This is a genomic window from Niveispirillum sp. GW835-FHT14G11, assembly GCF_058793615.1.
On record NZ_JBXAFZ010000001.1, the window covers coordinates 254,791 to 269,302 of the forward strand.

Annotated in this window: 6 protein-coding genes; 1 reads left to right on the forward strand and 5 read right to left on the reverse strand. The window is 65.7% G+C overall.

What is annotated here, in order from left to right; all coding sequences use genetic code 11:
* Window positions 1-93: 93 nt before the first annotated feature.
* Window positions 94-1,116: a hypothetical protein gene (locus AC1Q7F_RS01270; protein ID WP_492502990.1), complete on the forward strand. Its 1,023-nt coding sequence runs from the start codon at window positions 94-96 to the stop codon at window positions 1,114-1,116.
* Between the two features lie 27 nt (window positions 1,117-1,143).
* Here AC1Q7F_RS01270 and AC1Q7F_RS01275 read toward each other — a convergent pair whose 3' ends face one another.
* The 5 genes from AC1Q7F_RS01275 to AC1Q7F_RS01295 all read right to left on the reverse strand — a co-directional run bounded on the left by AC1Q7F_RS01275 (window position 1,144) and on the right by AC1Q7F_RS01295 (window position 14,425).
* Complete coding sequence (locus tag AC1Q7F_RS01275) at window positions 1,144-4,734, reverse strand: beta strand repeat-containing protein (RefSeq protein WP_492502992.1); 3,591 nt, start codon at window positions 4,732-4,734, stop codon at window positions 1,144-1,146.
* 345 nt (window positions 4,735-5,079) lie between these two features.
* A complete protein-coding gene (locus AC1Q7F_RS01280) occupies window positions 5,080-5,421 on the reverse strand; it encodes a DUF4870 family protein (RefSeq protein WP_492502994.1) in 342 nt (113 codons plus the stop codon).
* 76 nt (window positions 5,422-5,497) lie between these two features.
* On the reverse strand, window positions 5,498-8,692 hold the full coding sequence (locus AC1Q7F_RS01285) for a calcium-binding protein (RefSeq protein WP_492502996.1): 3,195 nt from the start codon (window positions 8,690-8,692) through the stop codon (window positions 5,498-5,500).
* A gap of 162 nt (window positions 8,693-8,854) precedes the next feature.
* The gene (gene ppa / locus AC1Q7F_RS01290; RefSeq protein ID WP_416571305.1) at window positions 8,855-9,388 is read right to left on the reverse strand and encodes an inorganic diphosphatase; all 534 of its coding nucleotides are present in this window, start codon (window positions 9,386-9,388) and stop codon (window positions 8,855-8,857) included.
* A gap of 138 nt (window positions 9,389-9,526) precedes the next feature.
* On the reverse strand, window positions 9,527-14,425 hold the full coding sequence (locus tag AC1Q7F_RS01295) for an alpha-2-macroglobulin family protein (RefSeq protein WP_492502998.1): 4,899 nt from the start codon (window positions 14,423-14,425) through the stop codon (window positions 9,527-9,529).
* Between the last annotated feature and the right edge of the window lie 87 nt (window positions 14,426-14,512).

The window sequence follows — 14,512 nt, forward strand, 5'->3', positions numbered from 1 at the left end:
GCGGGTATATTAACCAATAAATGCCGTGCAAATACCCGTGGAGAGAGTTATTTGGCTTATGATCATTCACCTTGCGCTTCAGGAGTACGGGACATGGGAGGCACCACATTCTCCTTCGGGTACAAGAGCTCCGATGTAGATCAGGGCGGCTTCTTCGTGCAGGCCAGCGTGGCCGGCAGTGCGCCGCATACGTTTCAGCTGGACAGCGGCTCCTGCGGCATGATCATCGGGCAGAATTATCTGCCCACGGACTTGAATCTGAATGACTATCCCTGCTTCGGGCCAGGCCAGATGCATTACCTGCCGTCGAACAATATCCGGTCGGGCACCTGGTACTTCCTGCCCGTTACCCTGATCGACAATCCGTCGGGCAACATGATCGCCAGCAACTGCATGGTGTTGGTCATCAACGACCCGGCCGATTTCGATGGCGGCATGATGGGCGTGGCCGCCCAGGCCTCTTACCCCGCCTACAATGCGCTGTTGAACGCCTATGTCACGGCCGGGGATCAGAAGCAGCCGCTGACGCAAAGCTTCGTGCTGACGCAACAGGCAGCCATCATCGGTGCCGACCATACCGATCCTGGCTTTCCGGGCTTCGACTATGTGCAGCTGGTGACGCCAACGGAACTCCCGCTGGCCCCGGCCCAGACAAACCAGGTCCCGATGAACTGGCAATCCAGCCCGATCTGGTCGCCGCCCCAGACCACGCTGACCCTGAAGGGAAGTGGGGAGGCGCAGCCGGCCAGCGCCAGCGCCAATTTCATGATGGATACCGGCATCAACCAGATGCTGATGGTGGCGCCTGACAGTTTCATCCCTGCCGGCGTGCTGGAAAGCGGCACCGGGCAACGGCAGTTCCTGCCCAATATCGGCACCCAGATCGGCATCGAACTGGTGGGGCAGGGTGGCGCGCAGCTGCTGTCCTATACATTCACCGTGGACAGCCCGCCGGCCAACGTGCCGCCGGAAACACCGGCGGATGTCGTTTATCTGGGCCAGTCGACCAACGCAGCCGATCCCTACAAGGTGAATGTCGGCATCCACCCGCTGCGCAACCATATCTACATGTATGACTATGCCGCCGGCCTGATCGGCTTCGCCCCCATCGCTTGACGTTGAGGGTGAAGCCGTACCGGCCTGTCACTCCAGGTCGGACAGGACCGGTGCCGCCGTGCCGCCGCTCACACCGACCAGGTCCAGGGGAGAGGTGGCGGCGATGCCGTCGGTATTGAAGGCCAGCCGTCCTTCCGCCCTGCCATTATTGATATAATGGCCGATCAGGGCGGAATGGTTCAGCCCGAAGACGTTCAGCAGGTCGGGATTGAGGGCGGCATAGGTTTCCGCATCAAAGCCGACTGCGGCCCGGCCCTCCGCCTTGCCATGGTGGATATAGTGATCCAGCAGCAAGGTGCTGTTCAGCCCGAAGGCGCGGAACAGATCGGGATTCAGCGCCGCATAGGCTTCGACATCGAAGCCATCGGCCAGCCGACCCTCCGCCCGGCCATTGGTGATGTAATGGCTGACCAGGGCGGTGGCGTTGCTGCCGAAGACGGCCTGGAGATCTGGGTTCAAGGCGATGTAGGCGGTGACGTCGAAACCTTCGGCCGCCCGGCCCTCATAACGGCCATTGTTGAGATAATGGCTGGCCAGTGCATCGGCGTTCAGCCCGAAGGCGCGGAACAGATCCGGATTCAGTGCCGCATAGGCATCGGCGTCGAAACCGCTGCTGAGGCGGCCTTCGGCCCGGCCGTTGGTGATGTAATGGCGGATATAGGCGGCATCGTCATTGCCGAACACCTTGACCAGATCGGGGTTCAGCGCCTTGTAGGCGTCCAGCGAGAAGGATGACTGGAAATCGTCATTGAGGATCCGGCCCGTGGCGCTGATGCTGGTGGCGTTGCCGGCCAGCGTGGCGCCGCTGACCTGCCCCAGGTTTAGCACCACCGTCTCATGCCCCTCCACCCGCGTATCGCCGGTCACGGAAAGGGTGATGGTGGCCGTGCGCGACCCGGCGGCGATGGTGCCGCCGACGCCTGCCAGGGCGGTGAAGTCCACACCGGCTGTGGCGGTGCCGGTCGCCTGGGTCACCGTGAAACTCACCGCTTCCGTGGCGACGGATGACAGGCTGACGGTGAAGACCAGGCTGGACGTGCCCGACTGTCCCTCCCGCACGGTGCCGCCGCTGAAGGTCAGGACGGGCAGGGACGGCACATCCAGCGTTACATTCTGATCACTGAAGGCCAGCGTCTCGACCCCGACCAGCACATCGGTGCCGTCAGTGCGCGACTGGTCGGTGACGACGGTCTGGCCATTGACGGTGCTGATCAGGTAATTGGCGCGGATGCCGGTGAACACGGCCGTGTCCTGGCCCAGGCCGCCCACCAGCGTGTCATTGCCCGCCCCGCCGGTCAGCCGGTCGTCGCCCGCGTCGCCGAACAGCCGGTCGTGGCTGTTGGCCCCCGCCAGCGTGTCATTGCCGCTGCCACCGAACAGGTCATCCTCGCTGCTGCTGCCGGTCAGGCTGATGGCAGCCGACTGGGTGGCGAAGATGAAGTCGGCGGCGGTCAACTGTCCCTTGTTGATGGCGAAAGCCAGTTCGTTCTCATAGCCGTTATGGGCGGTGTAGAGCACCGACAGCTGCGAACCGTCACTGGTGGGCTGGGTGTTGATCAGCGACAGCACCGTCGACAGGCTGGTGATGCCCAGGCCCGACACGTCGATCCGGTCCTGGCCCTGGGTAAAGTCGGCGATGATGTCGGTCGCATAGAAATAGGTTTGACGCTCCAGCACGAACACATCATTGCCAGCCCCGCCCACCAGCGTGTCGTTGCCGGTACCGCCGATCAGCCGGTCGTCGCCGCTGTCGCCGAACAGCCGGTCATTGCCGGTGCCGCCGCCCAGTGTGTCGTTGCCGCTGCCACCGAACAGGTCGTCATGTTCATTGGTCCCCGTCAGGGTCTGGGCGGTGATGTTGTTGGCGAAGATGAAGTCGGCGCTGTTCAGCAACGACCGATTCACCCCGAAATACAGGATGTTGGCGTAACCGGTGTAATTGGTGGTCAGGCGCGTGAGCTGGCTGCCATCAGCGGCCTGCTGGGCGCTGGTCAGGGCCAGCAGGGTCGACAGGCTGTTGATGCCCAGGCCGGACACGTCGATCCGGTCCTGACCCTGGGTGAAGTCGATGATGGTGTCGGTCGCGTAGAAATAATTCTGGCGCTCCAGCACGAAGATATCATTGCCGGCCCCGCCATACAGCGTGTCGTTGCCGGTGCCGCCAACCAGGCGATCGTTGCCGGCATCGCCGAACAGCCGGTCATTGCCGGTGCCGCCGCCCAGCGTGTCGTTGCCGGTACCGCCGAACACGTCATCATGCTCACTGGTGCCCGTCAGGGTCTGGGCATTGGAACTGGTGGCGAAGATGAAATCGCCGCTGGTCAGCAGCGATTGGTTCGCCCCGAAATCCAGAATATTGGCATAGCCACTGTAATTGGTTGCCAGCCGCGTGATCTGGCTGCCATCGGCGGCCTGCTGGGCGCTGGTCAAGGCCAGCAGCGTGGATAGGCTGACGATGCCCAGACCGGACACGTCGATCCGGTCCTGACCCTGGGTGAAATCGGCGATGGTGTCGGTGGCATAGAAATAGTTCTGGCGTTCCAGCACGAACACATCGTTGCCCAGGCCACCGTAAAGCGTGTCATTGCCGGTGCCACCGACCAGCCGGTCATTGCCGGCATCACCGAACAGCCGGTCATTGCCGGTGCCGCCACCCAGGGTGTCGTTGCCGCTGCCGCCGAACAGATCGTCATGGTCGGTCGTGCCGGTCAGGGTCTGGGCGTTGGCGTTGGTGGCGAAGATGAAGTCCCCACTGGTCAGCAGCGACTGGTTGACGCCGAAATCCAGAATATTGGTATAGCCGGTATAGTTGGTGACCACGCGTGTCACCTGACTGCCGTCGGTGGCCTGCCGGGCGCTGGTAAGCGCCAGCAGGGTGGACAGGCTGACGATGCCCAGGCCGGACACATCGATCCGGTCCTGGCCCTGGGTGAAATCGATGATGGTGTCGGTGGCATAGAAATAGTTCTGGCGTTCCAGCACGAATACGTCGTTGCCCAGGCCACCGTAAAGTGTGTCATTGCCGGTGCCACCGACCAGCCGGTCATTGCCGGCATCGCCGAACAGACGGTCGTTGCCACCCCCGCCGGCCAGCGTGTCGGTGCCACTGCCGCCGAACAGGTCGTCATGATCGGACGTGCCAGTCAGGCTCTGGGCATTGGCGTTGGTGGCGAAGATGAAGTCGGCGCTGGTCAGCAGCGACTGGTTGGCCCCGAAATCCAGGGTGTTGGCATAGCCGGTATAGTTGGTGACCACGCGTGTCACCTGACTGCCGTCGGTGGCCTGCCGGGCGCTGGTCAGCAGCAGCAACGTCGACAGGCTGACGATGCCTAGGCCTGACACGTCGATCCGGTCCTGGCCTTGAGCGAAATCGGTGACGGTGTCGTTGGCATACCAATAGTTCTGGCGTTCCAGGACGAAAATATCGTTGCCGTCCCCACCCGTCATCGTGTCGTTGCCGGTGCCGCCGGCCATGCGGTCATTCCCGGCCTCGCCCGACAGGCTGTCATCGCCGCCGCCACCGACCAGCGTGTCGTCCCCACCGCTGCCATTGATGAAATCGTCGGAAGAGGTACCGGTCAGAGAATCATTGCCGCCCGTTCCGGGAATATTTGCCATTCTGCCCACCCTGAAAATGCATCAAATGGCGAAGGCGATTCAAGTGTATGTCGATCGCTTTCGTCGCATTTTCGGACGATATACAGGTTTTGTGAAATTTTAAAGGTTGCAGAAATGAATATAATTATATTCAGATAGCTATGTTTATTGCTTTAATAACTAAAATAACCAAAACTCGCCAAATATTTTCCTAGTTAAGTATTATTTGTTAGTAGACGAGCAAATACTTAAAACGCAACCAATAAAACCGATTGAATTAAGATCGTATTGTTCGTCAATCGGTGGTGGATTTTTGGTGATGTGTTCTTCTTATCCGCTCCCCCCGGTTGCAGATGGCGCGACCGATCAGAACAGCCACGTTTCCGGATTGGGGATCGGCCGGTCATCGATGGCCTTCAGCAGGCTGTTGATCGACCGGATCAGCCACCAGATGCTGACCGCGAATATCACCAGCACACCGATGAAGATAAAGGTGGTGACGAAGCCGATGCACAGGCCCAGCACGCCCAGCCAGAAGCCGCGGATATAATAGGTGAAGTGGGTTTCCCACAGCGTCCCACGTGCCTCGTCCCGCTTCAGATAGGCGATGATCACGCCGATCAGGCCGAAGCCCACGATGGTCAGCAGATTGATGATCACCACCAGTGTGCGCAGGCCCCTGTGCCGCCCCTCGTCCGAGTAAACCACCGCGCGTCCCCGATCATTCCGGTTTCAATCCGCCATGGAAACCTTTTGCGTCCCGCGATGCAAGCACGGTTCGCCGTCACCAGTAGCCGCCATTGTCCGGCCCCCAGTTGCTGGCGGTCCCCAGGATGTCCAAGTCTGTGGCCGCCGCCGGCACGGTACCATCCAGGCTGTAGGCCAGCCGCCCTTCCGCCCGGCCATTGCTGATGAAGTGCCGGACCAGGGCGGCAGGATCCAGGCCGAAGGCGGCGAACAGGTCGCCGTTCAGCGCGGCATAGGCCTGCGCGCTGAAGCCCAGGGTGGCCCGCCCCTCCCCCCTGCCATGATTGATGAAATGCGCCACCAGCGCCGTCTCATCCAACCCGAAGGCGGCGAACAGGTCGGGGTTCATGGCGGCATAGGCCTGCGCATCGAAGCCGGACGCCAAGCGCCCCTCGCCACTGCCATGGACGATGTAATGGTCCATCAGAACCTGTCGGTTCAACCCGAAGGCGGTGAAGAGGTCGGGGTTGAGGGCGGCATAGGCGACGGCGTCGAATCCTTCCGCCGGCCGCCCCTCATAGACCCCGCTGCTGAGATAATGCTGGCGCAGCGCCGGTTCATCCAGCCCGAACAGGCGGTAGAGATCGGGGTTCTGGGCCGCATAGGCCTCGGCATCGAACCCCTGGGCGAGGCGCCCTTCCGCCCGGCCATTGGTGATGTAGTGGGACAGCAACCTTCCATCATCGCCGCCGAAGAACCGGTCCAGGTCGCCATTCATGGCGCGATAGGCCGACAGGCTGAAATCCGCCTGGAAATCATCGTTCAAAACCGTGAAGGCGTTGCGGGCGCTGTCCCCGCCCGTGGTCAACAAGGCACCCTGCACCGCACTGACCGTGCCGATGATGCGCGTGTCGGTGCCCCGCACCGTGTCCCCCACCTCGTAAGGCAGGCTGATCACGATGCTGGTCGCCCCGGCGGCGATGGTGTAGCTGGCGGTGAATAGCGGTGTAGAGGCATCCTCCGCTTGGGCGGTGAAGGTGAAGCGCACCGGCTCCGCCGCCACGGTGGACAGATTCACTTCATAGAGAAGGGTCAGCGGTGCGGCCGCGGTCGCTGGAAAGCCGATCACCCGCCCATCGACCACGATCGGGTTGTCGCCGCGGTTACCCTCCGGCGCATAGAAGCCGCCGATGGTCAGGGTGGGGACATTGGTTGTGGTGACCGTAACCACCCGGTCGGCGAAGTGCAGCCGCTCCACCCCCATCAGAATGTCGGTCCCATCGACTCCGCCGCCATGGCGGACAGTGGTGATGCCGTTGATGGTGGTGAAGCTGTAGGTGGCGGCATTGCCAGCGAACAAGGCCGTGTCGATGCCGGCCCCGCCATAAAGCCGGTCATTGCCGCCCCCACCCGACAGCGTGTCATCCCCGCCCTCGCCGAACAGGCGGTTGATGGCCCCATTACCGGTCAGGGCGTCGCCCGCCAATCCGCCGAACAGGTCGGAAGCGGTGCTGCCGTCGGCCTGGCGCGTCACTGCGCTGGTCTGCGTGGCCAGCACGATATCGGCGGGATTGATCAGGCCGCGGTCGGTGCGCAACGCCACCCCGCCGCCCCCATCCCAGGGCAGGGCCCCCCGGATGAAGGTCGTGGCCGTCCCACTGACCCGTGCCGATTCGGCCAGCAGCAGGAAGGTCTCGACACTGCCGATGCCCAAGGCGGACAGGTCCAGCCGGTCGCTGCCCGGCGTGAAGTCGGTAATGACGTCGCGCCCGTCCATATCGGTGATGATGAAACTGTCGCGCCCCGCCCCGCCGACCATCGTGTCGCTGTTGCCGGTATAGATGGGGCTGCCCTGGTCCATCAGCACATCGTCGCCGTCCCCGCCCAGCAGCCGTTCCGACACGGCCCCGCCGATCAGGGTGTCATTGCCCGATGCCCCGATCAGCCCGCCATTGCCGCCGCTGGAGACCAGCTGCCGCCCCGGCTGGTCGGCGGCATAGATGAAATCATCGGCGCGCAGCCGGTCGCGGGCGATGTTGAGGCTGAGCAAGGTATTGCCGACCTGAAAGGTGCCATTGCTCCCCGGCGTCAGCGCCATGATGGAACGCAGCATGTCAACGCTGGCGATGCCCATGGCGGACATGTCGATCCGATCCAGCCCCTGCTGGAAATCCACGATGGTGGTGGTGGCCGGCGAATTGAGATCGGCCAGCACGAACGTATCGCGGCCCAGCCCGCCCGACATCGTCTCCTGCCCGCCGCCGGAATAGAGGATGTCGTCGCCCATCTCCCCGAACATGCGCTCGGCGAAGGTGCCGCCATGCAGCCGGTCATGGGCCCGCCCGCCGAACAGGTCGGTCTGGAACCCGCCATAAAGCTCCAGCGGTGTGGTGATCGTGGCGAAAATGAAATCGGCGGGCACTACCCGCGACCGTTCCACACCATCGAACAGCAGGATGGTCTGGCCGCCGCGCATCAGGTTGATGGCCGAACTGTCGGTGCCGTTATAGTCGGCATTGAACAGGAAGCTGACGGCGTTCCAACTGCCGATGCCATAGGCGGTCAGGTCGATCTTGTCGGTGCCCGGCGTGAAATCCAGGATACGATGGGTGCTGAACCCGCCGGCCGGCACCGGGACGAACACATCCTGGCCGCCGCCGCTCAGCGCATCGTCGAAGCCGCCGCGCAGCACCAGCCGGTCATTGCTGGCCCCGCCGATCAGGCTGTCATCGCCCAGGCTGCCATCCAGCGTGTCGTTCCCCGACCCGCCCACCAGATCATCCGGTCCGGTGCCGCCCAGCAGATTGCGGGCACCGCTGTCGGTGGCGAACACGAAATCGGCTTCGGTCAGGCTGGAGAGCGGCCGGTTGATGATCAGCGTTGCATGCCCGTTGGTGGCGCGCAACTCGAACCGCGTATTGCCCGCATCCTCTTCGCGCAGGAACAGGCGGGCGGTGGCCCAGTTGGTGATGCCGGTGACCGACAGGTCAATCCGGTCCTCGCCCTGGGCGAAATCGGTGATCACCGACGCAGCGGCGAAGTAATAGGGTCCCTCGGCGCGCGGCACGAACAGGTCGCGGCCCGCCCCGCCGGTCAGCGTGTCGAACGACCCGCCGACCAGCACATCGTCGCCCGCCTCCCCGAACAGCTGGTCCCAACCTTCGCCACCCACCAGCGTGTCATTGCCGGCCCCGCCGCGCAGCGTGTCGTTGCCACCGCCACCATTGATGCTGTCATGCGCGGCGTCCCCCGTCAGGGCTTCGGGATTGCTTCCGCCGATGATGCTGGCCAATGCCGCCTCCCCGTCTGCTGGACGCCGGTCGGGCGTCATCCTGTAAACGGGATTATGGCGGACGGGGGCAGGTCAAAGCCGTGACAACGGCCGAGCGGGCAGCAAAAAGGCCGGGCGTCGCCGCCCGGCCTTTGCAAATCCGCATGCCTTGAAGGCGTGGGCTCACCCTTCCTTCTGGAAGCGCTCCACGCTTTCCTCGATCAGCTTGGCGGCGACGTCGGCCTCGTCCCAGCGGACGATGCGGACCCATTTCCCGTGCTCCAGGTCCTTGTAATGCTCGAAGAAGTGGGCGATCTGCTCGACCAGGATCTGCGGCAGCTGACGGTAGCTGGTGATGTCCTTGTAGAACGGGTGCAGCTTGTCCACCGGCACGGCCAGGATCTTCTCATCCATGCCGGCATCATCTTCCATGATCAGCACGCCGATGGGGCGGGAGCGCAGGACGACGCCGGGGACCACGGGGGTGGTGCCGACCACCATCACGTCGATCGGGTCGCCATCCAGGGCCAGGCTGTGCGGCACGAAGCCGTAATTGGCCGGATAGAACATGGCAGTGTGCAGGAAACGGTCGACGTAGAGCGCGCCGCTGTCCTTGTCCAGCTCGTACTTCACGGGCTGGCCGCCCTGCGGGATCTCGATGACGACGTTGATGTCCCAGGGCGGGTTCTTGCCGACGGGGATCTTGGTGATGTCCATGGCACGGGCCTTCTTGGCAACTGAACAGTGGTAAACCGGCGCGATCCTAGCCGAGTGCAGGTGCGAAATGAAGGTTCCGGAAGGATGGCCCCCTGTGCATTTCCGCCGCATCTACCAAGGTCGTAGGCCGGATTCGGGTTACGGCGCCGGGGTTGGCGCCACTTCCGGAACCGGAACCGGAACCGGCGGTGGCGGCGGTGCCACCGGCGCCGGGGGCAGGACGGTCAGGCTGCCGGCCGCCGTGCGGGCGAAGCGGCCGCCATCGTTCAGGTCGTCCAGCCGGGCGGATGGCAGGGTGAAGCTGCCCTGGGTCACGGCGCGCGCCAGATAGACCAGACGGAAGCTGCCGCTGTCCGGCATGCCGTCCAGGGCTGCCACGAACCGGTCGTCGCGGAACTCCACCAACGCCGCCTCCGACAGGGTCCCCAGCCAGGACAGGTCGCCCAACTGCGCACTGCCGGCCAGACGCACATTCTCCACCACCAGGCCGGCGGGCAGCGGATCGATCAGCAGCAGCGGGCCGGTCAGCGGCTGGTCGGCCTTGCCCTCCAGCACCACCACCAGCAGGTCGCCGGCGCGGATGCTCTTCAGATTGGCGGGCCGGCCCTTGCCATCCTTGAACTGCCGGGTCAGCGTCAGGCCGCCGGCCGCTTCCGCCTTATCCGGTGTGGACAGGATGCCGGCCGTGGTGGCCAGGGTGCGTACCGGCTGTTCACCGCGATTGGCGACGGACAGGGCCACACCGTCGGCCAGGGGACGCAGCAGCGGCTTGTCGCCCGTCACCGGCTGGCCATCGACCATCAGATTCAAGGCGGTGCCGCGGGTGGCCAGCGCCTGTGACGCCAGCAGCAACCAGGCACGTTCCTGCGTGGCCACCAGCGCCGGGTCGCGCAGCATGGCGGACAGGGCCGCTTCTTCCGCCTGGATACGGGCGGGATCGGCATTGGCGGCGATCAGCAGCGCAAGGGTCGCGGCGCGGTCACGCAGGGGGGACCCGAAATCGCGGATGCCGGCCACGCCCGGCAGGGGATCGTCCAGGTGGGACAGAATGTCCCCGGCCCGCTGCCCATCGCCCAGGATGGCGAAGGCGGCGGCGATCTGGGCGCGGGCCAGACGGGCGGGCACCCTGGCCTGGAACGTCTCCTGGAAGAAGCGCAGCGGGGTGGCGTCGATGGCCCGGGCGCGTGCCGCCACATACAGGGCATAGGCGCGGGCCGGCAGCTCCGCATCCTCCACCCAGCTATTGCCGATGGATCGGACCAGCCAGTCCATGCCCCGGCGATAGCCATCCTCGGGCACGGTGAACCCGGCTTCGCGCGAGCGGGTCAGCACGTCCAGGGCGAAGGCAGTCAACCACGGGTCGGCCACGCCATCATGGGCCCAGAGCGAGAAGGCGCCGTCCGCCCGTTGGCGCCCGATCAGCCGTTCCACCAGATCGTCGGCCTTGGCCTTCAGTTTATCATCGGCGGGCAGGCCCAGACCCTTCACCCAATCATTGGCACCGGCCAGCGGCAGCAGACGGGCGGCGATCTGGTCGGCGGACCCGAAGGGCCGCGCATCGATCAGCAGCAGGTGCGACAGCGCGTCCAGCGGATCGCGCGTGCCGGCCATGGCCAGCTTCCATGAGGTGCCGGCGATGGCGCCCTCGGGCTTGGGCGCCGTCAGGCTTACCGTCTGGCCGGGCGCGATGGTGCCCCGCGCCTGGGTGGCCGCCACGGCATGGGCCGGGCGGATATTGATGGGGAAGCGCCGGGTCAGGCTGTAGCCTTCCGGCCCGGCGACATTGACCACCAGCACGCCATAGCCGGGGTCGCCCGCCACCAGCGTGCGGTCCAGCGTGACCTTGCGGGTCCGCGCCAACCCCTGGAAGCTGGTCTCGGCCTTGCCGCCTTCCAGCTTCACCGGCCCTTCGGCCGCAAGCGACACCTTGTAGGTGCCGCGCACCGGGCCGGACAGGTTCTCCAGCGACAGCGTGATGCGCGCCTTATCGCCCGGCGCCAGGAAGCCCGGCAGGGTCATGTCGGTGGCGATGTCGTCGCGCACCTCCAGCGACCCCTTGCCCACGCCAACCTTAGCGTCGGTCCAGGCCATCGCGGTCAGGGACAGGCGGCCGGCCATGTCGGGCAGGATCAGCACGACATCGGCCTTGCCGTCGGCGCCCACCGTGACCACGCCGGAATGCAGCGCCGTCACCGGTCCGGAACGGGGCGCGGTGGTGATGCGCGCACCCTTGCCATTGTCGGCGCTGACCGACGCTGGTGCCACACCACCTTCATTCGTGCCGACCAGACGGCCATACACATCGCGCAATTCCACGGCCAGCCGGCGCTTGCCCAGGAACCAGCCGACGGGATCGACGGCCTGGGTCTCCGGTAGGCGGGCCACGCCCTCATCCACGGCAGTGACCAGCAGGCGCACGGTCGATCCCGGCTCGGCCCCCGTCACGGTGACCGGCAGGTGGGCTGACCCCCGCGGATGCACGGCCGACTGTTCGTCGATGGCGACGGACAGCGACCGGTCGGCCGGATCGACAGCGACCCAGCCCATGCCCAGGGCGCGGCGCGGCGGCGTGCGGCTGCCGGCATCGGCGGGCGCGAAGGCGGTGGCCAGCACATAGGCTCCGGCCGTCAGGTCGGCGGGCAGCGGTAACTCGACAAAGGCGCCCTCCGTCCCGATCTCGCTGACCAGCGTGTGGCGGATGGACCGGTCGGCCAGCGCCAGGACCACGGTGCCGGCATAGGGCGGGCGCACGAAGACGCGGACCTTTTCGCCCGGCTTGTGCAGCGGGTCCTGGACCTTCACCTCCACCGCGTCGGGCGTGTCGCCCAGCTTGGCCGATACCCACCAGCCGGCGGAGAAGCGCAGGGATGAGGCAATGCCCGTGACCGGGTCGAATACTTCCAGCCGATAGCGGCCGGCGCGGACTTGTTCCTCAATGCTGGCTGGCTTGCCGGCGTCGATATTGATGCTGCCGCCCGTCAGGCGGCGGTCCTTGACGATGGTGCGGTATTCCCAGCGTCCATCGGCCGCGTACCATTCGTAATCGTACTCTTCCTCGAACAGGTCCCAGGACAGGCCGTTGCGGGCGATCTTCCGTCCGTCGGGCGAGACGGCAGCCACATCGACCGACACGGTGGCCCCTTCCGGCACCGCGTCGCCGCCGAAATTCGGTTTCAGGCCCAGGGCGAAGGGCTGGTGCGCCACCGGCAGGAGCAGTTCCTTGTCCACCGACCGGCCGCCGACATCATGCAGGGTGGCGCGCAGCACCGCCTCCATCCGGCGGCTGGTCTCCGGCAGTTTGCCCAGGTCGGCCGTGACCTGTACCTTGCCGTCGGCCCCCGTGGTGAAGCCGGGCAGGCTGCGTTTCTCCGGCGCCAGCCCCTGCTGCGCCAGCCCGAAGCGATAGCCTTCCAGCCCTGGCCAGGACCGGTCGGTCGGGCGCAGGATCACGGTCATCTCACCCGGCAGCAGGCCGGCGGCCCCACCATTCAAGTAGCGGGCATCGACCGACAAGGAAAGCTTGCCATCGGCCCCGATGCGGGCGCGGTCGGCGGTCAGCGTGAATTCCACGCGGGCCGGCGCCACCTCCCCGACATTGAACTTCGTCTGGCCCACGGCCGGACCGCCCGGGTCCAGATGCGCCGTGGCCGTCCAGCGGCCGGGCGGGGCATTGGCCGGCAGTTCAGCCCGCAGCACATGCGCGCCGCCGCCGGCATCATCGACAAGGCGGCGTTCCACCTCCAGCCCGTCGGGGCGGACCACCTTGAAGGTCAGCTTCTGGCCGGACAGCGCCTGGGCATCCACATCGCGCAACAGGGCGGTCAGCCAGACGGGGTCACCGGGGCGATAGGCGCCGCGTTCGGGGAACATATAGGCATCGGCAATGCCGGGCACGGCGCGGCCGCCATCGCCCTTGCCGGCCAGTTCCACGGCCGGCGCCCCGAAATCCAGCAGCGAAAAGCCGCCTTCGGGGCTGGACGCGAACAGCGCCTGGGGGGCGGCTTCGTTCACCCCGCCCATCTGTGCGGCCTCGAATCGGGCCAGCCCGTCGGGGCCGGTGACGGCGCGGCCCAGTTCACGCTTGTCGCGGGCCACCAGCCGCAGTTCCACACCGGCCTGCGGCCGGGCCGTGGACAGGCCGCGGGCGAAGACATACAGGCCGTTGCCAGCCTTGAAGCTGGTCAGGCCCAGGTCGGACACGACGAACCATTGCGTGGCGCGCTTGTCCCAGGCCTGGAAGGACAGGGCCGCATCCTCCGCCACGGCGACATAGACGCCGGGCGGCAGGGTGCCGATCACGGCGTCGATGGGGAAGGGGATGGAGGCGGTCTTGTTGCGCTCCCCCCCGATGGCCATTTCGCCCTTCCAGACGCGTTCGCCCTTCTGGTCCAGCACGTCGCCGATCTCGAAATCGGTCATGCTCTGGTTGGAGCGGCCGTAATAGATCTGTTCCACCAGCGCGCGGTCGTTCAGGCGCAGCACGGTCAGGCGGGCGCGGGCGACATTGACGCTGCGCAGCGGCAAGCCATCGCCGCCGACACGGGGCAGGATATAGCCCTGGCCGCGGAAGGACAGGCTGGGCTTGCGGTCAGGCACAGCCAGATCACGGGTGATGGCGTCGGCCAGCTTTTCCTTCGCACCCGCCGCGGGCAGGCCGGCATTGATGGTGACGGCATAGCGCTGGCCATGCTTCAAGCCATCCAGGCACAGGCTCTGATCGCGGGTAGCGATGGTCACACCCTGGCCCGGCTCGATCGTCACGAAGCGCGCCAGCTCGCTCACCCGACCCCGCGGGCGCGGTAGGGGGCGGGAGAAGGCGAAGCAGGCCTGGGGCTTGTCGCGCTCGGCCGAAATCTCCACGCCCGTCAGTTCGAACGGGCGCGTCTCCGGTCGATCCGCCGGTCCCGGCGGGGCGGCAGGGGGCGAGGCCCCTTCCTGCGCGGCAAGGGCGGCGGGCGCCAGGAGAATTCCCGTGGCGAACAGCAGGGCGGAAATGCGCGGCATCTGGATCGGAATGCGGGGGAAGGGACGGGACATGGCATAGCATGGAACGCCAGGAATATGGCGTCACAACGGCCAGATGAAATTGTTTTACGGCGGTTTGCAACAGGGTCGTTGGTTTGG